The sequence below is a fragment of the Streptomyces sp. NPDC051172 genome (genome assembly GCF_040682555.1).
Lineage (GTDB): Bacteria > Actinomycetota > Actinomycetes > Streptomycetales > Streptomycetaceae > Streptomyces.
Genome location: NZ_JBFBBE010000008.1, coordinates 109,782 through 128,896, shown reverse-complemented (window position 1 = coordinate 128,896; position 19,115 = coordinate 109,782). Strand labels below are relative to the sequence as shown.

21 protein-coding genes and 1 pseudogene are annotated in these 19,115 nt (G+C 72.2%); 6 read left to right on the top strand and 16 right to left on the bottom strand.

Going from position 1 to position 19,115, the window contains the following annotated elements; all coding sequences use genetic code 11:
- Nucleotides 1-44 precede the first annotated feature (44 nt).
- Nucleotides 45-1,010 (bottom strand): DUF4349 domain-containing protein, encoded by a 966-nt coding sequence (locus AB0N07_RS07065; RefSeq protein ID WP_365832895.1) that lies wholly within the window; start codon nt 1,008-1,010, stop codon nt 45-47.
- A gap of 159 nt (nt 1,011-1,169) precedes the next feature.
- Between AB0N07_RS07065 and hemG the strand changes: the two genes are divergently transcribed.
- Both hemG and hemQ read left to right on the top strand, forming a co-directional pair.
- Nucleotides 1,170-2,630: a protoporphyrinogen oxidase gene (gene hemG, locus AB0N07_RS07060; RefSeq protein WP_365832892.1), complete on the top strand. Its 1,461-nt coding sequence runs from the start codon at nt 1,170-1,172 to the stop codon at nt 2,628-2,630.
- A 4-nt stretch (nt 2,631-2,634) separates the two neighbouring features.
- Entirely contained in the window at nt 2,635-3,366 is a 732-nt protein-coding gene (hemQ, locus tag AB0N07_RS07055; RefSeq protein WP_365832890.1) for a hydrogen peroxide-dependent heme synthase, read from the top strand.
- 22 nt (nt 3,367-3,388) lie between these two features.
- On the opposite strand, the gene AB0N07_RS07050 is transcribed toward hemQ, so the two are convergent.
- The 6 genes from AB0N07_RS07050 to AB0N07_RS07025 all read right to left on the bottom strand — a co-directional run bounded on the left by AB0N07_RS07050 (nt 3,389) and on the right by AB0N07_RS07025 (nt 9,896).
- Nucleotides 3,389-5,029 carry an alpha/beta hydrolase gene (locus tag AB0N07_RS07050; protein WP_365832888.1) on the bottom strand — a complete coding sequence of 547 codons (1,641 nt, stop codon included), beginning with the start codon at nt 5,027-5,029 and terminating at the stop codon, nt 3,389-3,391.
- Nucleotides 5,030-5,127: 98 nt separating this feature from the next.
- A complete protein-coding gene (locus AB0N07_RS07045) occupies nt 5,128-5,928 on the bottom strand; it encodes a TIGR04222 domain-containing membrane protein (protein WP_365832886.1) in 801 nt (266 codons plus the stop codon).
- A gap of 103 nt (nt 5,929-6,031) precedes the next feature.
- Nucleotides 6,032-6,784 carry a DUF4142 domain-containing protein gene (locus AB0N07_RS07040; protein WP_365832884.1) on the bottom strand — a complete coding sequence of 251 codons (753 nt, stop codon included), beginning with the start codon at nt 6,782-6,784 and terminating at the stop codon, nt 6,032-6,034.
- Between the two features lie 72 nt (nt 6,785-6,856).
- Complete coding sequence (locus AB0N07_RS07035; RefSeq protein ID WP_365832882.1) at nt 6,857-8,167, bottom strand: DUF692 domain-containing protein; 1,311 nt, start codon at nt 8,165-8,167, stop codon at nt 6,857-6,859.
- 124 nt (nt 8,168-8,291) lie between these two features.
- Nucleotides 8,292-9,095 carry a DUF4142 domain-containing protein gene (locus tag AB0N07_RS07030; protein ID WP_365832880.1) on the bottom strand — a complete coding sequence of 268 codons (804 nt, stop codon included), beginning with the start codon at nt 9,093-9,095 and terminating at the stop codon, nt 8,292-8,294.
- A gap of 84 nt (nt 9,096-9,179) precedes the next feature.
- Entirely contained in the window at nt 9,180-9,896 is a 717-nt protein-coding gene (locus AB0N07_RS07025; protein WP_365832878.1) for an aminoacyl-tRNA hydrolase, read from the bottom strand.
- A 53-nt stretch (nt 9,897-9,949) separates the two neighbouring features.
- Between AB0N07_RS07025 and AB0N07_RS07020 the strand changes: the two genes are divergently transcribed.
- Both AB0N07_RS07020 and AB0N07_RS07015 read left to right on the top strand, forming a co-directional pair.
- Entirely contained in the window at nt 9,950-10,822 is an 873-nt protein-coding gene (locus AB0N07_RS07020) for an ABC transporter ATP-binding protein (RefSeq protein ID WP_365832876.1), read from the top strand.
- Entirely contained in the window at nt 10,819-11,490 is a 672-nt protein-coding gene (locus AB0N07_RS07015) for an ABC transporter (RefSeq protein WP_365832874.1), read from the top strand. The genes AB0N07_RS07020 and AB0N07_RS07015 overlap by 4 nt, the downstream gene beginning before the upstream one ends.
- A gap of 66 nt (nt 11,491-11,556) precedes the next feature.
- Here AB0N07_RS07015 and AB0N07_RS07010 read toward each other — a convergent pair whose 3' ends face one another.
- The 3 genes from AB0N07_RS07010 to AB0N07_RS07000 all read right to left on the bottom strand — a co-directional run bounded on the left by AB0N07_RS07010 (nt 11,557) and on the right by AB0N07_RS07000 (nt 13,233).
- Complete coding sequence (locus tag AB0N07_RS07010; RefSeq protein WP_365832872.1) at nt 11,557-11,736, bottom strand: hypothetical protein; 180 nt, start codon at nt 11,734-11,736, stop codon at nt 11,557-11,559.
- A gap of 18 nt (nt 11,737-11,754) precedes the next feature.
- Nucleotides 11,755-12,612, bottom strand: coding sequence for a polysaccharide deacetylase family protein (locus tag AB0N07_RS07005; protein ID WP_365832869.1), 858 nt, complete (start codon nt 12,610-12,612; stop codon nt 11,755-11,757).
- A 69-nt stretch (nt 12,613-12,681) separates the two neighbouring features.
- Nucleotides 12,682-13,233: a YbhB/YbcL family Raf kinase inhibitor-like protein gene (locus AB0N07_RS07000; RefSeq protein WP_365832867.1), complete on the bottom strand. Its 552-nt coding sequence runs from the start codon at nt 13,231-13,233 to the stop codon at nt 12,682-12,684.
- On the opposite strand from AB0N07_RS07000, the gene AB0N07_RS06995 reads away from it, so the two are divergent.
- Nucleotides 13,232-13,372, top strand: coding sequence for a hypothetical protein (locus AB0N07_RS06995; RefSeq protein WP_365832865.1), 141 nt, complete (start codon nt 13,232-13,234; stop codon nt 13,370-13,372). The genes AB0N07_RS07000 and AB0N07_RS06995 overlap by 2 nt on opposite strands.
- 29 nt (nt 13,373-13,401) lie before the next feature.
- Here AB0N07_RS06995 and AB0N07_RS06990 read toward each other — a convergent pair.
- From AB0N07_RS06990 to zapE, 6 genes and pseudogenes are all read right to left on the bottom strand, one after another.
- Nucleotides 13,402-13,455, bottom strand: a pseudogene (locus AB0N07_RS06990) (hypothetical protein); the annotation flags it as partial.
- 65 nt (nt 13,456-13,520) lie between these two features.
- Complete coding sequence (locus AB0N07_RS06985; RefSeq protein WP_365832863.1) at nt 13,521-14,330, bottom strand: slipin family protein; 810 nt, start codon at nt 14,328-14,330, stop codon at nt 13,521-13,523.
- Nucleotides 14,331-14,431: 101 nt separating this feature from the next.
- Entirely contained in the window at nt 14,432-15,889 is a 1,458-nt protein-coding gene (locus AB0N07_RS06980) for a SulP family inorganic anion transporter (protein ID WP_365832861.1), read from the bottom strand.
- 8 nt (nt 15,890-15,897) lie between these two features.
- The gene (locus AB0N07_RS06975) at nt 15,898-16,476 is read right to left on the bottom strand and encodes a carbonic anhydrase (protein ID WP_365832859.1); all 579 of its coding nucleotides are present in this window, start codon (nt 16,474-16,476) and stop codon (nt 15,898-15,900) included.
- 87 nt (nt 16,477-16,563) lie between these two features.
- Nucleotides 16,564-16,956 carry a hypothetical protein gene (locus AB0N07_RS06970; RefSeq protein WP_365832857.1) on the bottom strand — a complete coding sequence of 131 codons (393 nt, stop codon included), beginning with the start codon at nt 16,954-16,956 and terminating at the stop codon, nt 16,564-16,566.
- Between the two features lie 153 nt (nt 16,957-17,109).
- The gene (gene zapE / locus AB0N07_RS06965; protein WP_365832855.1) at nt 17,110-18,216 is read right to left on the bottom strand and encodes a cell division protein ZapE; all 1,107 of its coding nucleotides are present in this window, start codon (nt 18,214-18,216) and stop codon (nt 17,110-17,112) included.
- 37 nt (nt 18,217-18,253) lie between these two features.
- Here zapE and AB0N07_RS06960 point away from each other — a divergent pair, with 37 nt between their 5' ends.
- Nucleotides 18,254-19,084 (top strand): pyrimidine reductase family protein, encoded by an 831-nt coding sequence (locus tag AB0N07_RS06960; protein WP_365832853.1) that lies wholly within the window; start codon nt 18,254-18,256, stop codon nt 19,082-19,084.
- Nucleotides 19,085-19,115 lie beyond the last annotated feature (31 nt).

Sequence of the window (19,115 nt, the reverse complement as noted above, 5' to 3'; positions counted from 1 at the left end):
ACACGCTACGGGGGCGCGGCATTTCGGGCCGGACCCGGCACCGGTCAGTCCTGGCCGTTCTCGCGCGCTCCCGGGGCCTGCGGTGCGGCCGCCGGCAGCGGGCCCAGCGCGCCGGTCGCGGGTGCGGGGGCCGGGCGGTGCGGCAGCCGGGGCCGGACGAGCCGCAGCCACACCAGTGCGATCAGGGCCGCCACCGCGGCGAACGGCAGCACCGCGCCGAACGCCACCGCGAGCCATCGCAGCATCGTCACGAACGCGCCCCAGCCGCCGGCCAGCGCGTCCACGAACCCGGGACCGTCGTCCTTCGCGGCCGCCTTCACCGGCGTCTGGGAGAGGGACAGGGTGATCGTCGCGAGGCTCGTGCGGTCCTTCAGGGACGCCTGCTGGGCGAGCAGCGCCTCCAGGTCGGCCTCCCGGTTGCTCAGCTCGCCCTCCAGCTCCACCACGTCACTGAGCCTGGTGGCCCGGTCCATCAGCTCCCGGACCCGGGCGACGCTGGCCCGCTGCGACTTGATGCGGCTGTCCACGTCGACGACCTGGTCGGTGACGTCCTCGGCCTTCGCGGTGCGGTCGAGGAGCTTGCCCGCACCCTGGAGGTCGGCGAGGACCTTGTCGTACTGGTCGACCGGCACGCGCAGCACGACACGGGTGCGCTCGCGGCCCTTCTCGTCGCGGCTGGTGGTCTCGTCGCCGACATAGCCGCCCGCGTTCTCCGTGGTGGTGCGGGCCTCGTCGAGTGCCTTCGGTACGTCCTTGACCTGCACGGTCAGCGAGGCGGTGCGGATGATGCTGCTCGCGGTGAGCTTCGGCGCCCGCCCGGCCCCGGCACCGCTCGCGTTCCTCTCGCCGCCCGGCGCGGCGGCCTTCCCGTCGCTGCGGACGGCCTTCTCGGCAGTGCTGCTGCCCGCGGAATCGGAGTTGCTCCCGCTGCATCCGGTGAGCGCGAGCGCCGCGGCGAGCAGGATCGCGGCCAGGGCAGGGACAGGTCGTACCGGACGTCGTGCGCGCATGTGGGTGTACCCCCGAGGGTCGTGACGACTGATGCTCCTTCGACGCCGTGAGGGGCCGGGACGTTGGACCCGGACGGTCCCGATGCGGTCACGGTCGGGACTCGTGAAGGACACCAGGTCGCCGACGGGTTGTCAGAGGGGTCTGAGACGCTTGAGGGCATGCGCGAAGTGGAGAGTCGTACGGGCACCGGGCGGGTCGTCGTCGTCGGAGCCGGGATCGCCGGACTGGCCGCGGCCCACCGGCTGTTGCAGCGGGGCGCGCGGGTGACCGTGCTGGAGGCGTCGGACCGCGTCGGCGGCAAGCTGCTGCCCGGCGAGATCGCGGGCGCCCGCGTGGACTTCGGCGCCGAGTCGATGCTGGCGCGCAGACCGGAAGCGGTGGCTCTTGCCCGCGAGGTGGGCCTCGACGACCGGCTGCAGCCGCCGGCCACGGCGACGGCCTCGATCTGGACCCGCGGCGCCCTGCGCCCCATGCCCAAGGGCCACGTCATGGGCGTCCCCGGCACCGCCGCCGCGCTGACCGGCGTCCTGTCCGACGAGGGCCTGGCCCGCATCGAGTGCGACGCCGACCTGCCGCGCACGGAGGTCGGCGACGACGTCGCCGTCGGGGAGTACGTGGCGGCCCGGCTCGGCCGCGAGGTCGTCGACCGCCTGGTGGAACCGCTCCTCGGCGGCGTCTACGCGGGCGACGCGTACCGCATCTCGCTGCGCTCCGCGGTCCCGCAGCTGTACCAGGTCGCGAAGACGCACGACTCGCTCACGGAGGGCGTCCGCGAGCTCCAGGCCAGGATGGCCGCCGCCCAGCAGACCGGCCCCGTCTTCATGGGCATCCGGGGCGGCATCGGCAGCCTGCCCCTCGCGGTGGCGGACTCGGTCCGCGCGCGCGGCGGCGAGATCCTCACCGGGACGCCGGTGACCGAGCTGCGCCGCGAAGCCCCCGGCGGCTGGCGTGTCGTCGCCGGAGACCGTGTGCTGCACGCGGACGCCGTCGTCGTGGCCGTCCCCGCCCCCGCGGCCGCCGGCCTGCTGCGTCCCGAGGCCCCGGAGGCCGCCACCGAGCTCGCGGCCGTCGAGTACGCCTCCATGGCCCTGGTCTCCCTCGCCTACCGCCGCACCGACACCGCCCTCCCCCAGGGCAGCGGCTTCCTCGTCCCGCCGGTCGACGGACGCACCATCAAGGCGTCGACGTTCGCCTCCCAGAAGTGGGGCTGGATCGCCGAGGAGAACCCGGAGACGGTCGTCCTGCGCACATCCGTCGGCCGGTACGGCGAGACGGAGATCCTCCAGCGCGAGGATGCCGGCCTGGTGGACGTCTCCCGTCACGACCTGCGCGAGGCCACCGGCCTTGACGCCACGCCCCTCGAAACCCGCGTCACCCGCTGGACCGACGGCCTGCCCCAGTACCCCGTCGGCCACCACGCGCGCGTGGCCCGCATCCGCGAGCACGTGGCCAAGCTGCCGGGCCTCGCCGTCTGCGGCGCCCCGTACGACGGCGTCGGCATCCCGGCCTGCATCGCGAGCGCGTACGCCGCCGTCGACCAGATCGGCGGGGACCTGAGCGGTGTGGAGGAGCTCACCGCCAACCCGGTGCAGAGTCTGCACGGCGGAGCGGGAGAATAGCGACATGAGTGACGACGCCCCCACCACCGCCCCGGACCGCATCGCGAACAAGGGCAAGCTGGCCAAGGACCTCAACGAGGTCATCCGCTACACCCTGTGGTCAGTCTTCAAGCTGAAGGACGTGCTGCCCGAGGACCGCGCGGGCTACGCCGACGAGGTCCAGGAGCTGTTCGACCAGCTCGCCGCCAAGGACGTGACGATCCGCGGCACGTACGACGTGTCCGGCCTGCGCGCCGACGCCGACCTCATGATCTGGTGGCACGCGGAGACCAGCGACCAGCTGCAGGAGGCGTACAACCTCTTCCGCCGCACCAGGCTCGGCCGCGCCCTGGAGCCGGTCTGGTCGAACATGGCGCTGCACCGCCCCGCCGAGTTCAACCGCTCGCACATCCCGGCCTTCCTCGCCGACGAGACGCCCCGCAACTACGTCAGCGTCTACCCCTTCGTGCGCAGCTACGACTGGTACCTGCTGCCCGACGAGGACCGCCGCCGCATGCTCGCCGACCACGGCAAGATGGCCCGCGGCTACCCGGACGTGCGTGCCAACACGGTCGCCTCGTTCTCCCTCGGCGACTACGAGTGGATCCTGGCCTTCGAGGCCGACGAGCTGTACCGCATCGTCGACCTCATGCGCCACCTCCGCGCCTCCGAGGCCCGGATGCACGTCCGCGAGGAGGTCCCCTTCTACACGGGACGCCGCAAGGACATCGCGGAACTCGTCGCGGGCCTGGCGTAGGCGGCGCCCGGTCGTCGCGTGGTCAGGGACGGGCGGTCTTTCCCTTCAGGTTCTCCTTGATGGGGACCGGGTGGGCCCGGCCGTCCGTCGCGGCCGGGTTCGGCTCCGCGCGCGGGGCGCAGGACGCCTCCTGCACCGGCAGCCGGCCCTCCAGCAGATACGCGTCCAGGTAGCCGTTGATGCACCGGTTCGGGCCGCCCGCGATGCCGTGCGTGCCCGCCCCCCGCTCGGTCACCAGGACCGAGCCGTTCAGCCGGCGGTGCAGCTCCACGGCACCGTCGTACGGCGTCGCCGCGTCCCGCTCGGCGGCCAGGATCAGCGTCGGCGGCAGCTCACCCGGCCCGGTCCGCACATCGAGCGGCTGCTGCCGGGGTGCCGGCCAGTAGGCGCACGGCAGGTTCATCCACGCGTTGTCCCAGGTCTCGAAGGGCGCCATGCGCGCGAGCTGTGTGTTGTCCTGGTCCCAGACCTTCCAGTCCGTCGGCCAGGGCGCGTCGTTGCACTCGACGGCGGTGTACACCGCGTTGGTGTTCTCCGCTTCGGCGGCCGTCTCGGTGGCCGGACCGGCCTGCTCGACCAGCGGCTTCGCATCGCCCTTCAGATACGCCGACAGCGCCTTCGCGCGGGTCGCCCAGTAGTCGTCGTAGTACCCGGCCGACAGGAAAGCCGCCTGCAGTTCCGCCGGTCCCACCTTGCCGCCCGCCGGCTTCGCGGCCAGCTGCTCGCTCGCCTTCTCGTAGCCGGCCTGCACCTCGTCGGCCGTCTTCCCCAGCCCGTACACGTCGTCGTGCCGGGCGATCCACTCCCGGAAGTCCGCCCAGCGCTTCTCGAACGCGGCCGACTGGTCGAGGTTGTTGCGATACCAGATCTGCTCGGGAGCCGGGTTCACCGCCGAGTCGAACACCATCCGCCGCACGTGCGAGGGGAACAGCGTCGCGTACAGCGCCCCGAAGTAGGTGCCGTACGACGCACCCATGAACGTCAGCTTCCCCTCGCCCAGCGCCGCCCGCACGACGTCCAGGTCACGGGCGTTGTTGAGCGAGTTGAAGTACTGCAGCCCGCCACCGGACCGCTTGGCGCAGCCCGTGGCGTAGGCCTTCGCCTCCTTGATGCGCTCCTGCTTGTACGCCTCCGAGGGGTGCGTCGGTGCCTGTGAGGGCGCCTTGAAGAAGAGCTTGGGCTCCTCGCAGGACAGCGGCGAGGACTTGCCGACGCCGCGCGGGGAGTAGCCGACCAGGTCGTAGGCCGCCGCGAGCCGCTTCCACCCCGGGAGCATCCCGACGAGCGGGAAGTACAGGCCGTCGCCGCCCGGCCCGCCGGGGTTGTAGACCAGGGCGCCCTGCCGGGGCACCCGCCGCTTGCTGTTCCGGGGGTCCTTGTGCGTGGCCGTCACCCGGCTGACGGTCAGCTTGATCTGTTTGCCGCGCGGATGCGCGTAGTCGAGCGGGACGGACACCGTGCCGCACTCCATGGTGCCCGGCATGTCCTGCGCGGCGGCGCACTTCCCGAACTCGATGCCGGCCGCCTTGGCGCGCGCGGCGGCCACCGCCGTGCCGTGCAGCTCGGCCGCGTCCGGGGCGACAGGGGTGCTGCCTGCCGGCGCGGCCGCGAGGGCGGTCAGGAGCAGTGATCCGGCGGCCGAGTAGAGGGCGGCAGCTCTCATGACGTATCCCTTCGGTGCATGGCAGCGACAAAAGGGATGTTTCGTTCGGTGCATGAAGAAGGCAAGCACCGCCCCGGCGGTGTCGGCCTCAATGCCCCCTATGCGCCCCTGGCGTGTGATTCACGCCAGGACTGGTCGCGGTGCGCGAAGGCCGCGCGCAGGTCCGGTTCGCCGATCGCGCGGACGCCTCGTACGGCGACGGTGGTGAGATACGTACGGTCGTCACCGTTCGAGGCGCGCCGGGTCAGGGCGCCCAGCAGCCGCTGCCCGGCCGGGGAGGCCCAGCGCGAGTAGGGGTGGGCCTCGACCCGGGCGATGGCGAGGCAGCTCAGCGTCAGCGCGAGCGGCAGGGCGAACCACAGGGCGACCAGGCCGCGCGGCATGTCCGGCTGGGCGGGCACCAGCAGCGCGACCGCCCCCAGTACGAGCACGGCCACCGCGGCGAGCTGTACCTGGCGTACTCCGGCAGCGACGGTGGTCCGGGCACCGGCAGGCACGGCCAGGCCCGCGTCGACGAGCCGGTCGCCGAGGCCGGCGACCGCGTCCGCGGAGGCCGCCGCGGCCCGGACCGGGGCGATGCGGCTCTGTCCCTCGGGCCCGATGGCCCCTATGACGGACCGCTCCATGTCGTCCCGGCCGCGCGGGTCGACAACCGTTGCCCAGCCCGTGTGGGCGAGCAGCAGGCGCCGCTGCCGGGCCATGGAGACCATGGTCAGATCGGCGACCCTGCCGGGTCCGCCGGACAGGAACGCGGCCTCGTAGAGCGTCAGGTCATGACGCCGGGCATGCGCCGCGCCGTCCGCGTCCCCGGCCGCCGCACGTACGGCGGCCAGGCACAACCGCGTGCACGCGGTGCCGGCGGCGGCCCAGGCCAGCAGCAGGAGAACAACCCAGAACATGCCGCGTTTCTATGCCAGATGCCCGGGGAAACACCATGCCTTGTTCACCATGCGGACGGAGTGTTGTGGGTATGTGACGTTCCGTTTGTCGGCCCGGCCGAGGTCACGGCGGTGGGCTGGAGGCGGCCGGCGGCAGCGTGTAGGTCGGGGAGGAGGACGGCTCGAGCGGGACGACGGGGCCGGGGCCCGTGGTCGGGTCCGCCGGCGGGGGAGTGCTCGGGGAGGCCATGTCCTGGGCGAGGGCGTCCCAATTGATGTAGCCCGTGGCCTCCAGGACCTTGATGTGGTCCAGCACGGTCGTGTTCGCGTCGTCGGCGAGCGCGCGCACCAGCGAGTTCTGGGTGCTCGCACGGACCTGGGCGACGACCGAGAACACCCTGCCGTGGGCCAGCCGCAGGATGTTGGCGAACTTGCTGTCGTAGTCCGTGCCCTGCGCCGCGTTCAGGGTCGCCAGCCACTTCTTCTGCTGCTCGTTGGGCTCGTTGGGCAGCTGCAGCCCCAGCTTGGCCGCCACGTCCCGTACCCGCTGGTCGAGGAAGGTGTGCCCCAGGACCAGATGCTGGCCCGCGGTCCGTACGGCCTGGGTGCTGCCCTTCTGCTCGGCCTGCTGCCCGGCGGGCAGCTCCCACAGTCCGGCCAGCCGGACCTTCGTGATGAAGTCGCGGTCGAGCGCGGACAGCGGCCCGTACTGCGTCGACACGGTGTCGGCGTTCAGCACGCTGACGCCGGTCCCGGACCGGTCGGCGTACGACCAGATCGGGAAGATCAACGCCAGCAGGGTGGCCGTCAGGCCGATGATGATGACCCCGGTGCCGCTGAATATGCCTCGGCCGGTGACAGGTGGTCGCGGTCGCATGGTGCCTCCTACGGCACGGCATATTACTGCGGGGTTCGGTGGGCCCCGCTGTCGCGGCTGTCACCCGGGCGCTCAGCGGTGCAGGAGCACCCGCCGGGCCGCCCTGGCCATCCTCGCCGCCGGCCGCTGCGAGCGCGGGACGGGCCCCGACCGCTCCAGCCACCACTCCCTGAGCTCCCGCCGGGCCCGGCCGTCCTCCGGGCGCCCGTCGAGCAGCAGCCGCCCGGCGAAGTCCAGGGCGTCCCGGCGATAGCCGCCGGTCATCGGGTGCCGTTGGGCGTACGCGAGAAAGGCGGGCCGGTACGTTTCTTTGAGGATCACCGGCAGCTCGGGCGCGACCTTGGCCACGACATCCGCCCGCTTCCCGGCGAGCGCCCGCGCCTGCACCCCCAGCCGCACCCGGTCGAACCCCTCCGGCACGGGCGTCCCGGCGACGAGCGCGGACAGCAGGGCGGCCTGGGCGAGCCCGAGCCGCTGCCGGGCGGCATCGGTCGCAGGGGCGGCGACGGAGCCCACGACCGCCTCCGCCGCCTCTGTCACGGTCTCCTCGCGTATCGCCCGTCCCTTCGCCACGGCTGCCCGGATCGCCTCCAACTCGCCCTCCAGGACAGCAGGTTCGGGAAAGTTCTCGTCCCGCTCCAGCAGCACCCCGGGCGGCGAGACCCGTGCGGCGAGGTCGGTCAGGATGTCGAGGACCGGCTGTGGCACCGGGTGGGCGTGGCTGTCGTGCCAGACGCCGTCGCGTGCGAAGCCGCCCGCGACATGCACGTACGCGATGGCCTCCAGGGGGAGTTCCGCCAGCGCCTTGGCCGGGTCCTCGCCACGGTTGACGTGGTTGGTGTGCAGGTTGGCCACGTCGATCAGGAGCCGTACGCCCGTCCGGTCGGCGAGTTCGTACAGGAACTGCCCCTCGGTCAGCTCCTCGCCCGGCCAGGAGATCAGCGCGGCGATGTTCTCGACGGCGAGCGGCACCGGCAGCGCGTCCTGTGCGATGCGGACGTTCTCGCACAGCACGTCGAGGGCGTCCCTGGTGCGCGGCACCGGAAGCAGATGTCCGGCCTCCAGGAGCGGGGACGCCGTCAGCGGCCCGCCGGCCCGTACGAACGCGATGTGCTCGGTGACCAGCGGCGCACCCAGCGCCTCGGCCCGCTCGGCGAGTGCGGTGAGCCGGTGCTCGTCGGGCCGGTCGGCGCCGCCGAGGCCGAGCGAGACCCCGTGCGGGATCACGGTCACCCTGCGCTCGCGCAGCCGCCGCAGCGACTCGGGGAGGTGCCCGGGGCACACGTTCTCGGCCACGGCCTCGACCCAGTCGACGCCCGGCATGCGCTCCACGGCCTCGGCGATCTCCGGCCGCCACCCGATGCCCGTTCCCAGCCGCTCCATGGTCCGTCCCCTCCCTGCCGTCTCCCCGAAGAACGTGACGGGGGTATGGCCCCGCCGCTCGCACGCGAATCCCGTCGCCGGAACCTTCAGAGCAACATTTGAGGTTCGGTCCGGCCGGCCCGGCTCACCGCAGCACACCCTCGGAGCCCACCGGGTCCACCGGGTCCACCGGATCCGGCCGGTCGGTGTTGACCGTGCCCGGCGCGCCCGGCGACGGCCGGGACGTCGTGCCGACGTCACCGGTGGCCCCGGCGGCGGGCGCCGAGGGCACCACCTGGCCGGGTACCGGTGCCGACGGGCCGGTCGGGCCGGCGGTCGTGGTGGCCACCGCGTCGTTGGCGAGGGCGTCGAAATCGACCCGGCCGGTCTTCTCCAGCACCGTGATGTGGTCGAGGACCGTCTGGTTGGCGTCCGAGGCCAGCTGCCGTACCAGCGTGTTCCGGGTGGAGTTCCGGACGGTGCCGATGGCCGGGAAGATCTTGCCGTGCGCGGCGCGCAGCAGGTTCACGAACTTGTACTCGTACTCCGCGCCCGTCGCCGCGGTCATCTCCTGCAGCCAGCCCTGCTGTTGCTCGTTCGGCTGGTTCGGCAGTTCGACGCCGAGCCGGGCCGCGACGATCCGCACCCGCTTGTCGAGGTCGGTGTGGCCGACGATGAGGTGGTCGCCCGCCTCCTTGATCGCCTGGCTGGGCGCGCGCTCGACCGCCTGCTGCCCGGCGGGCAGCTCCCACAGGCCGGCCAGCCGCACCCGCACGATCAGATCGCGGTCGGCGGCGGTCAGTGGACCCCACTGGGTGTTCACGGTCCCCGCCGCGACGTTCGCCTGACCGGTGCCCGACCGGTCGGCGTAGGACCACACCGGGAACGCGATTGCTCCGATGGTGACGACGAGGCCCGCGACGAGCAGGGCCGTACCGTTGATCCGCATGCCAGGGAGTACGGTCCGGCCTCCCGCATTGTTCAAGCGAAAGAAAAAAAGCTAAATGGCTGGCAAAGTCGTGGCGTGTTCGGGTCAGCGCAGCGCAGGGTGATCGGCCACCACCGTGCAGGAGCCGGGCGCGATCTCCGTGAAACCCGCGTCACGCACCAACGGCAGCCCGCTCGTGGTCAGTCGGCCCCAGCGTCCAGGGTCGGCGCTCCGCACGGCGAGCGGGAAACCCGCGTCCCGCCAGGCCGCCCGCTCCTCGTCCGACAGCTCCCACCAGGCCAGTTGAGCGCCGTGCCCCGCCTGCGCCATCGCCTTGCCTGCGGACATGTCGAGATCGGGGTTCAGCCACAGCACGGGCACCGCGGGATCCGCCTTCGCCGGCGGCTCCGGGTCGTCGAGATCGGTGCCGGAGACCTGCAGCTTGGCCAGGTCCTTGGGCCACCCGTCGAGCGGTACGGGCGGAAACACCCGTACCTCCGCCGACTTGCCGCTCACCGTGATCCCGGGCAGCGCCTCGGCCCGCCGCCACTCGGCACCGCGGGCGCGCCGCACCACCTTGCGGATCCGGGCGTCCTGCCAGTCCGACACGACCTGGGCCCATTCCCCGTCGCCGAGGGACCGCTCGTCGCTGAGCATCACCAGTACGGCCCGGGCGGCGGTCTCCAGTGCGTCGGTGCGGGCGGGCGGCGCGGGCTTCTCGATGTGCACGACGAGAGGCAGCACGAACTGGGGTGCCTGATCGCGCCCGTTGGGCTCGGACCGGAAGGGGCTGTCGTCGGCGGACGTCACGTCTTGGCTCACACCAGCCAACCTTAAGGGGGCGCCGGGCAGTGCCACTTTGCGAAGATGCCGTCATGCGACGTGATCTTCGGCTCGACAACGTCGGCCGCCGCTACGGCATCCGCGGCCCCTGGGTCTTACGCGGCGTCCACCTCGCCGTGACGCCGGGCACACTGACCCGCGTCGAAGGACCGAACGGCACCGGCAAGTCCACCCTCCTGCGTCTGCTGGCCGGCCTGGACGCCCCCAGCGAGGGCCGTATCACCGGCCGCCCCCGCACGGCCTACGTCCCCGAACGCTTCCCGTCGGCCCTCCCGTTCACCCCGCACGGCTACCTCACCCACCTCGGCACCATCCACGGCCTCTCCCGCAGTACGGCGATCCGCGCCGCGGGCGAATGGCTGGACCGCTTCGGCGCAGCCGCGCACGCCCGCACCCCCATGGCCCAGCTGTCGAAGGGCAGCAGCCAGAAGGTCGCCGTCGCGCAGGCCCTGCTCGCCGAGCCGGAGCTGCTCGTCCTCGACGAGGCCTGGACGGGCCTGGACGCGGCCGCCCGCACCGAACTGGAGCGGGCCGTCGCGGAGCGAACCGCTGCGGGCTGCGCCGTGGTCTTCGTCGACCACGACCCGCGCCGTCTGGAGGGGGTGTCCGACACCACGTACACAGTGCGCGACGGCGGCCTCGAACGCCGTACCCGCGAGACCGCCGCACCGCACGACGGTCCGCAGGTGGTGGTCGAGGTGCAGGGCCCGCAGGGCGGGCAGCCGCCCGTCGAGGCACTGGGCGCCCTCGTCTGTGCGGAGGAGGCCGCGCCGGGCACCCACCGCCTCACCGTCCCCGCCTCCCACTCGGACGTCGTGCTGCGCACCCTGCTGACGGCCCGCCCGCCGTGGCACGTGGTCAGCGTGCAGCCCATCGACCAACACGCCAAGGACAGCCGCCTATGACCGCCCTCCTGCGCTACCAGGCCGCCCTTCTGCTGCGCTCGCAGCGCTGGCTGCCGCCGGTCATCCTGTACGCGGCGTTCCTCGGCATCGGTGTGCAGAGCGGGCAGCCCGTCCTCGACTCGCTGGGTTACGCGGCCGCGGCCCTGCTGCCCGTCACCGCCTGGCTGGTAAGGATCTGCGTCACCGTCGAACCGCCCGCGGCCCGTGCCTGCGTGGCCGCGGCCTCCGGGCCGGGGCGGGCGCATCTGGCCCGGCTGCTGGTGGCCCTGATGGCAGCGGCGGTGCTCGGCACGGCCGCGGTCCTCGTCGTGACCCTGATCAGCGCGCCGGTCAGCACGGACAACCGGACCCGGATCGCACTGCTCCCGGCGGCCGCGGCCGGGCTCCTCGCCGCGCAGGCCTGCGCACTGCTCGGCACGGCGGTCGGCGCACTCACCAACTGGCCGGTACTGCGCGCACCCGGCCGGGCGGTCCCGGCGATGCTGCTCACGGCGCTGCTGTCGGCGGTGACGACGGGCTCCCCGGCGCAGGCAGCGGTCAGCGACCTGGTCACCGGCTCCCAGTCGGGCAGGATCCCCGTCCCCCTGCTCCCACTGACCACGGCAGCCGTCCTCGCAACAGCGGCAATCGCAGCGACCTGCGCCCTCACGTCCCGCCGCTCACCCTGAGCCGGCGTCGTCGACACGTCCCCGCGCCCTACGGGGCGCGGCAGCCTGCGCCTCACGTCCCGGCCGTCATCCTGAGCAGGCGGTGCGCTGAGCCTCCTGCCACTCGCACACCGGGCACAGGGTGATCCCCTTGTACGACTCCGGGTACTCGGTCGGCTCGCGGCAGAGTACGCACTCGGCATACGGCGGCCCGTCCTCCCGGGGCGGCTTCGTCGCGTTGCGGATGGTGCAGTGGTCCTCGCTCACACCCCCAGCGTAAGCCGCTCACTGCCGGCCCCTCGTGGCTCCGATCAGCTGGGACACCTTCACGAACCGGTAGCCCTGCTTGCGCAGCTCCGGCACGATCCGGCGGACCGCCCGCTCGGTCGCCGGCGCCGCGCTGCGTGTGCAGTGCATGACGACGACCGAGCCCGGCCGTACCCCGTCCAGCACCTGCCGGGCCACCGCGTCCGCGTCGGTGGCGAAGGCGTCGCCGCTCACCACGTCCCATTGCACGGCGGTGACGCCGGTCGCGGACAGCGCCTTCAGGGCCTGCCGGTCGTAACAGCCGCCCGGGAAGCGGAAGTACGGCATCGCGTTCGGCACCCCGGCCCTGCGGAACGCGGCGTACGCCCGCTCCACGTCCGACCGCATCCGGGCCTCGGAGACGGTCGGCAGGCCGTAGCAGTTCCCGGTGAAGCTGTAGTGGCTGTACGAGTGATTGGCGACCTCGAAGAGCGGGTCCCGCCCGATGGACCGCGCCTGCGACGGGTATTCGTCCGCCCACCGCCCGGTCATGAACACGGTCGCCGGAACCTTCAGCGCGCGCAGCGTCGCGATCAGCTCCGGATTGTCGAACCGCTCGCCCGCGGCGGCCCGCGCTCCCTGATCGGCGGTCATGTCGGCATCGAAGGTGAGAGCGACTGTTCTGCCCTGTGTGCGCGGGCCGTTCTTGAAGACGGGGGTGAGACCTGCCGGGCCGGGGGCCAGGGTCGGGGGCCGGGACGGGGCGGCGGAGGTCGCGGAGGGGGCCGGGCGGGCGGCGTGGGGCGTGGCGGGGGCGCCACAGGCGGTGAGCACGGCGCCGACTGCACAGGCGGCGGCTGCATGGCGTACGCGTACGGGTCGTACGAGACTGATCATCGTACGAACATAAAGGCATGAAGCGGGCGAATCGTGGATCGGCGCACTGCTCCGGTCAAGGCCCGGCGATCAGCGCCCGTAGCGGCCCGTCAGGGTGCCGGAGGCCGCCGTGTGGCCGGTCAGTGCGCGTCTGACGTCGTCGGCTGTGGCGTCGGCGGACAGGGTGAGGGTCTTGTCGGTGGCGTAGACCGAGAAGACGTAGTGGTGGGGCTTTCCCCTGGGCGGGCAGGGGCCGCCGTACGCGTTCTTCTTGAAGCCGTTGCGGCCCTGGGTGGCACCCTTGGGTACCTGGCCGGCGGCCCAGTGGGTGTCGTGCGGGTCGATGCCCCACATCAGCCAGTGCACGAAGGTGCCGAGCGGGGCGTCCGGGTCCTCGACCAGCACGACCAGTTCGGCGGCGGTGCCGGGGACCCCGGAGAGGTCCAGCGGCGGCGAGACGTCCGCCCCGTCGCACGTGTAGCGGCGGGGGACGGTGCCGCCCTCGGAGAAGGCGCTGCTCGTCACGGTGATCCGCCGCGCGGCGCTGGGTGCGGGGACGGACGTACCACCGCCGTCGTCCCCGCAGCCCGAGGCGAGCCCCACTGTCGCCGCGGCGGCGACGATGACGAGCCTGCACTGCATGGACGAAACGCTAGCCGCGCACATGCGCCCCCGCTACCTGCGCCAGGGTCCCGTCACCGCGAGCGCCGTGCCGGGCGGGCAGCAGTTGACGTACATCGTGCGCCTGCGTGACGCCCTTCGGGCCGAAGTCCTGCGGTAGAAGAGGCCGAAGGGCTCGAGGAAGGCGTCCTCGGTCTGCTCGCAGGCGAGCCAGGTGACCCAAGGGCTGGGCCCGCCCGCGCAGTTGACGGCCTGCTAGCGGAAGCCTTTCGGCAGGTCGAGCAGGCCCTTACCCGGTGTAACACGTGTCATGTCTCGATCTGGTGGTCCGGCGGGGGCGCCGGCGCAGGCGGCGGGTGTTCCTGCGCCCGTTCCAGGAACCGCAGCAGCTCCACGGGGAAGGGCAGCACGAGCGTCGAGTTCTTCTCGGCGGCCACCGCGACCACCGTCTGCAACAGCCGCAGCTGCAGCGCCGCGGGCTGCTCGGACATCTCCTTTGCCGCCTCGGCCAGCTTCTTGGAGGCCTGGAGTTCGGCGTCCGCGTTGATGATGCGGGCCCGCCGCTCGCGGTCGGCCTCGGCCTGGCGGGCCATGGAGCGCTTCATCGCGTCCGGCAGGGACACGTCCTTGATCTCGACCCGGTCGACCTGCACGCCCCAGCCGACGGCCGGGCTGTCGATCATCAGCTCCAGGCCTTCGTTGAGCTTCTCGCGGTTGGAGAGCAGGTCGTCCAGCTCGCTCTTGCCGATGATCGACCGCAGGGACGTCTGCGCCATCTGGGAGACCGCGAACTTGTAGTCCTCGACCTTGACGAGCGCGTTCGCCGGGTCGACCACCCTGAAGTAGACGACGGCGTCCACGCGCACCGTCACGTTGTCCCGGGTGATGCCCTCCTGGGCAGGCACCGGCATCGTGACGATCTGCATGTTCACCTTGTTGAGCCGGTCCACGAACGGGATGATCATCGTGAATCCGGGCTCCCGCACGGCACCGGCGAGCCGCCCGAGGCGGAAGACCACCCCCCGCTCGAACTGCTTGACGACCTTCGCCGCCGCGGCGAGGTAGACGATCCCCGCGGAACCGGCCACCACGGTCGCCGTCACCAGCTCAGGAACCATCACGACCCCCTCTGTCAGAGGGCTGGTAAGTCTGCTTCTGTAACGATATGCCCAGTGGCTGGTCCCGGGCGACGACGGACCCGGGACCAGCCACCGGCGAGCTATGCGGCCGTGACCCGCACGGGTTCGGTGCCGACCGCGCTGTGCCGCTCGGCCCAGTTCTCCAGAGCCGTACGGCAGGCGTGGTCGAGGTGGTGCAGCCCGGACAGGTCCAGCTCGACCGGGCGGTCCTGGGGCAGCGCCTCCAGGCTGTCGAGGATCTTCGGCAGCCGCAGGAAGGTGGCGTTGCCCGAGAGGTGGACCTGGATGGGCCCCGCACCCTTGTCGACGACCTCGGTCTTGAGATGCGAGGCCTCCCAGGCGGTCTTCGCCACGGACAGCGCCAGACCGATGAGCACGCCCTCGAACATGTTCACCGCGACGATCGACACCGCCGTCACCACGAGGATCAGCGCCTCGCCCCGGTGGCTGCGCCACAGCGACGAGATCTCGCGGAACGGGATCAGCTTCCAGCCCGCGTGCACGAGGATGCCGGCCAGGGCGGGAATCGGGACCAGCGCCAGGGTGGACGGCAGCGCGGCGGCGAACAGCAGGAGCCAGGCGCCGTGCAGCACCCGCGAGGTCTTGGTCTTCGCGCCCGCGTTGACGTTGGCGGAGCTGCGCACGATGACCGCGGTCATCGGCAGGGCGCCGAGCAGGCCGCAGACCGTGTTGCCCACGCCCTGGGCGACCATCTCCTTGTTGTACTCGGTGCGCGGACCGTCGTGCAGCCGGTCCACGGCCGCCGCGCTGAACAGGCTCTCGGCCGAGGCGATCAGCGCGAACGCGACGATCGTGCCCCAGATGGCCGGGGTGGCCAGCTCACCGAAGGCGCCGGCACCGGGCACCTGGACGACACCGAACAGGCCCTCCACGGTGACGGTGGCGACCGGCAGGCCGAAGGCCAGGGCGGCGACCGTGGCCAGGACCACCGCGGCGAGGGCGCCGGGCACGGACTGCACCGCCTTCGGCAGCTTCTTCCACAACACGATGACGGCGATGGTGCCCGCCCCGATGGCGAGCGAGGCCAGAGCCGCGCTGCTCCCGAGCGCGTCGGCGAACGCCCCGGGCAGACCCGCGATCTTGCCGATGCCGGTCGACGGGGCCTTCAGACCGGCCGCCGCGTAGATCTGCCCGGCGATGATCACCAGGCCGATGCCGCAGAGCATGCCTTCGACGACGGAGACGGATATCGCCCGGAACCAGCGGCCTATCTTGAGGAAGCCCATGGCGAGCTGGAGCAGACCGGCCATCAGCACGATCACGCCGAGCGTGCCGACGCCGAACTCGCTGACGGCCTCGAAGACGAGCACGGTCAGGCCGGCGGCCGGCCCCGAGACCTGGAGGCTGCTGCCGGGCAGGAACCCGGTGACGAGACCGCCCACGATGCCGGTGACGAGGCCCAGCTCCGCCGGGACGCCGGAGGCGACCGCCACGCCGACACACAGCGGCACGGCGACCAGGAAGACGACTATGGAGGCGAGGAAGTCCTGCCTCAGATAAGGGTATTTGGTCGTCATCGCGGCGCTCACAGGGCCTTGAAGACGTCGGAGGCGGTGTCGTGCGCCAGGACGGCGCCGGTGTGGACCTCGTAGTACCAGGCGTGCAGGGACAGTTGGCGGTCCTTCAGCTTCTTCTCGATGAACGGGTAGGAGCGCAGCCGCAGCAACTGCGTCAGGACGTGGCTCTGCACGCCCTCGGTGACGGCCGGGTCCTCGGCCGCGCCTGCCGGGCGCGGGGTGGCGTGCGCGAGCCAGTCGCGCACCGCGGGGACGGCGGTCAGGTCGTCGCCGCGCACCAGGGCACCGACCGCGCCGCAGTGCGAGTGGCCGCAGACGACGATGTCGTCGACCCCGAGCACCTCCACGGCGTACTCGATGGTGGCCGCCTCGCTGGTGGGGTGCTCGGAGGCGAACGGCGGGACGATGTTGCCCGCGGTGCGCAGCTCGAAGAGCTCGCCCGGGCGGGCGCCGGTGATCAGGGCCGGGACGACCCTGGAGTCGGAGCAGGTGATGAACAGCACCTGCGGGGACTGGCCTTCGGCGAGTTTGGCGAACTCCTCAGGGCGCTGTCCGAACGTACGGGCGTTGTCGATGAGGGGCTGCATGATGTGGTGACTCCTCCTGGCGCGCCACGACGGCGCGTCGGTGTGGGCAGGACAGAGGTGGGGGAAATGCGCTGTTCTGCTTCTCTCTCAGCAGCGGAAGACCTGAAGTGCCGCCGGAGAGTGGGATGTCGAGGGTCTCGACAGATGATGGGCGCGGTTCGCGACCGGTTCGTGGACGGAGGCCGGGTCCTGCGCCAGCAGTTGGCGCTCGGGCTCCTCGGGTGTGCCTCCGGTGTTCGCGTGCCGGTCGCGGGGGCGCAGGGGGCCGGTCGGCTCCCCGGAGCGTCCGCAGTCGCGGTGCGTCGCGGACTCGTCACGCAGCGCCTTGCCCGAGAGTTTGTTTCCGGGCAGATCCTTGGCCACGGCATGACGAACCGTGTGCGCGGCTGCGAAGGACGTGGTGGGTGCGAAGAAGGTGAGGGCAAGCAGGGCGGCGGCGAGCACGGCCAGGACCGTACGGGTCGTCGTACCTCGGAACATGCGCCCCCCTTCCCGTCGCTCAGTTTCTCGCATCGACCAAGGGATGGTCAATCACCGGTCAAGAAACACGTTAACCCTGCAAAGTTGTTTGCAGGGTTAACTTCACGTTTCCAGCTGAAGAGAGCCTGAAATGCGCTGGTGGGGTGGCCTGAACTAGTCGCTCTCGGCGAGTCCCTTGCCGTCTCGGGCCAGCGCGGTGAGCCGGGAGATCGCCCGGAAGTACTTCTTGCGGTAGCCGCCGTTCAGCATCTCCTCGCTGAACAGCCGGTCGAAGGGCAGCCCGGAGGCGAGGACCGGCACCTCACGGTCGTAGAGCCGGTCCGCGAGCACCACGAGCCGCAGGGCTGTCGACTGGTCGGGGACGGGGCGCACGTCGGTGAGGCAGACCGCCTTCAGGCCGTCGGCCAGCGCGCCGTAGCGGCTGGGGTGGACCTTGGCGAGGTGGTCGAGAAGGTGCGGGAAGTCGTCGAGCGAGGCTCCCGGGGTGGCGTACGCCGCCTTCGTCACCTGCTCGTCGGAGAAGGGTGCCGGTGCCTCGGGCAGGCCGCGGTGGCGGTAGTCCTCGCCGTCGATGCGCAGGGCGCGGAAGTGGGCGGACAGGCCCTGGATCTCGCGCAGGAAGTCGGCGGCCGCGAAACGGCCCTCGCCGAGCTTGCCGGGGAGGGTGTTGGAGGTGGCGGCCAGAGCCACACCGGCGTCGACGAGCCTGCCGAGCAGGGTCGACACGAGGACGGTGTCGCCCGGGTCGTCGAGCTCGAACTCGTCGATGCACAGGAGACGGTGGCCGCTGAGCGTCTGCACGGTCTGCTGGAAGCCCAGAGCGCCGACCAGATTGGTGAGCTCGACGAACGTGCCGAACGCCTTGAGCGCGGGCTCCGCCGGGGTGGCGTGCCAGAGGGAGGCGAGGAGGTGGGTCTTGCCGACGCCGTAACCGCCGTCGAGGTAGACGCCGCGGGGGCCGGCCGGGATCTTCGGCGCCTTCGGCTTCCCGAATCCGAGGAAGCCGCGCTTACCGCCGCCGACGGCGTGCGCCCCGCCGAGCCCGGCCGCGAAGCCCTCGAGGACCCGGACCGCCTCGGTCTGGCTGGGCTGGTTCGGGTCCGGTATGTAGGTGCTGAAGCGGACCGAGTCGAAGCGCGGCGGCGGCACCATCTCGGCTACCAGGCGGTCCGCGGGGACGTGCGGTGCACGGGCGCACAGGGACAGCGGGGCCGCGTCGGCTATCGGGCTGAGGCCGGGGGCGGAAGGGGAGGACGACACGGTTCCCCATGCTAAGCGCCGTGCCACACTGCACGACATGCGACGCCTGTTCCCTGTGACCGACGAGACAGTGCCGAAAGCCCCTGGAACTCCGGGTGAGGAGGGTGTGGCCGGTGTTCCCGAAGTCCTGGTCGACCGCGAGTGGAGCCTCGCCGAACTCGCCGCCGCCTATGCCTACCCCGAGCCCACCGCCGGGGGACGGCCCGTCCCGTGGCTGCGCGCGAACATGGTCTCCACGCTCGACGGGGCCGCCCAGCACGACGGGCGGTCGCAGCCGATCTCCAGCGCCGCCGACATGCGGATCTTCGGCACCCTGCGCGGGCTGGCGGACGTCGTGGTCGTCGGTGCGGAAACGGTACGTCAGGAGGGGTACCGGCCGGCACGCGCGCGTGCGGAGTTCGCGGAGCTGCGACAGGCGGCCGGGCAGCCGCCGGCGCCGGCGATCGCGGTGGTCAGCGCCAGCCTGGACCTGGACTTCTCGCTCCCGCTGTTCACGTCGCCGGTGGTGCCGACCCTGGTCCTGACGGGCGCCGCGGCGGCCCCGGACCGGGTCGCCGCCGCCGAGAAGGCCGGCGCCCGGGTGGTGATCGCCGGTGACGGCGTCGGCGTGGAGCCCGCCCGCGCCGTACGGGCCCTGGGTGACCTCGGGTACACCCGGCTGCTGACCGAGGGGGGCCCACGGCTGCTCGGCCAGCTGGTGGCCGCCGGGGTGCTCGACGAGCTCTGTCTCGCCGTCTCCCCGATGCTCACCGCCGGCGACGCGCAGCGCATCGCGGGCGGACCGTCGGTCGCGGTTCCGCAGCGCTTCGTCCTCGCGTCGCTGCTGGAGGAGGAGGGTTTCCTCTTCACCCGCTACCGGCGGCCCTGAGAATCGTTCAGCGGTACCGCCGGTCCCGAAA

Bases quoted from the DNA above. Each gene is read 5' to 3' on its own strand.
- AB0N07_RS07065 (WP_365832895.1), bottom strand. From the start codon at position 1,010: ATGCGCGCACGACGTCCGGTACGACCTGTCCCTGCCCTGGCCGCGATC.
- hemG (WP_365832892.1), top strand. From the start codon at position 1,170: ATGCGCGAAGTGGAGAGTCGTACGGGCACCGGGCGGGTCGTCGTCGTC.
- hemQ (WP_365832890.1), top strand. From the start codon at position 2,635: ATGAGTGACGACGCCCCCACCACCGCCCCGGACCGCATCGCGAACAAG.
- AB0N07_RS07050 (WP_365832888.1), bottom strand. From the start codon at position 5,029: ATGAGAGCTGCCGCCCTCTACTCGGCCGCCGGATCACTGCTCCTGACC.
- AB0N07_RS07045 (WP_365832886.1), bottom strand. From the start codon at position 5,928: ATGTTCTGGGTTGTTCTCCTGCTGCTGGCCTGGGCCGCCGCCGGCACC.
- AB0N07_RS07040 (WP_365832884.1), bottom strand. From the start codon at position 6,784: ATGCGACCGCGACCACCTGTCACCGGCCGAGGCATATTCAGCGGCACC.
- AB0N07_RS07035 (WP_365832882.1), bottom strand. From the start codon at position 8,167: ATGGAGCGGCTGGGAACGGGCATCGGGTGGCGGCCGGAGATCGCCGAG.
- AB0N07_RS07030 (WP_365832880.1), bottom strand. From the start codon at position 9,095: ATGCGGATCAACGGTACGGCCCTGCTCGTCGCGGGCCTCGTCGTCACC.
- AB0N07_RS07020 (WP_365832876.1), top strand. From the start codon at position 9,950: ATGCGACGTGATCTTCGGCTCGACAACGTCGGCCGCCGCTACGGCATC.
- AB0N07_RS07015 (WP_365832874.1), top strand. From the start codon at position 10,819: ATGACCGCCCTCCTGCGCTACCAGGCCGCCCTTCTGCTGCGCTCGCAG.
- AB0N07_RS07005 (WP_365832869.1), bottom strand. From the start codon at position 12,612: ATGATCAGTCTCGTACGACCCGTACGCGTACGCCATGCAGCCGCCGCC.
- AB0N07_RS06995 (WP_365832865.1), top strand. From the start codon at position 13,232: ATGGACGAAACGCTAGCCGCGCACATGCGCCCCCGCTACCTGCGCCAG.
- AB0N07_RS07000 (WP_365832867.1), bottom strand. From the start codon at position 13,233: ATGCAGTGCAGGCTCGTCATCGTCGCCGCCGCGGCGACAGTGGGGCTC.
- AB0N07_RS06985 (WP_365832863.1), bottom strand. From the start codon at position 14,330: ATGGTTCCTGAGCTGGTGACGGCGACCGTGGTGGCCGGTTCCGCGGGG.
- AB0N07_RS06980 (WP_365832861.1), bottom strand. From the start codon at position 15,889: ATGACGACCAAATACCCTTATCTGAGGCAGGACTTCCTCGCCTCCATA.
- AB0N07_RS06975 (WP_365832859.1), bottom strand. From the start codon at position 16,476: ATGCAGCCCCTCATCGACAACGCCCGTACGTTCGGACAGCGCCCTGAG.
- AB0N07_RS06970 (WP_365832857.1), bottom strand. From the start codon at position 16,956: ATGTTCCGAGGTACGACGACCCGTACGGTCCTGGCCGTGCTCGCCGCC.
- AB0N07_RS06960 (WP_365832853.1), top strand. From the start codon at position 18,254: ATGCGACGCCTGTTCCCTGTGACCGACGAGACAGTGCCGAAAGCCCCT.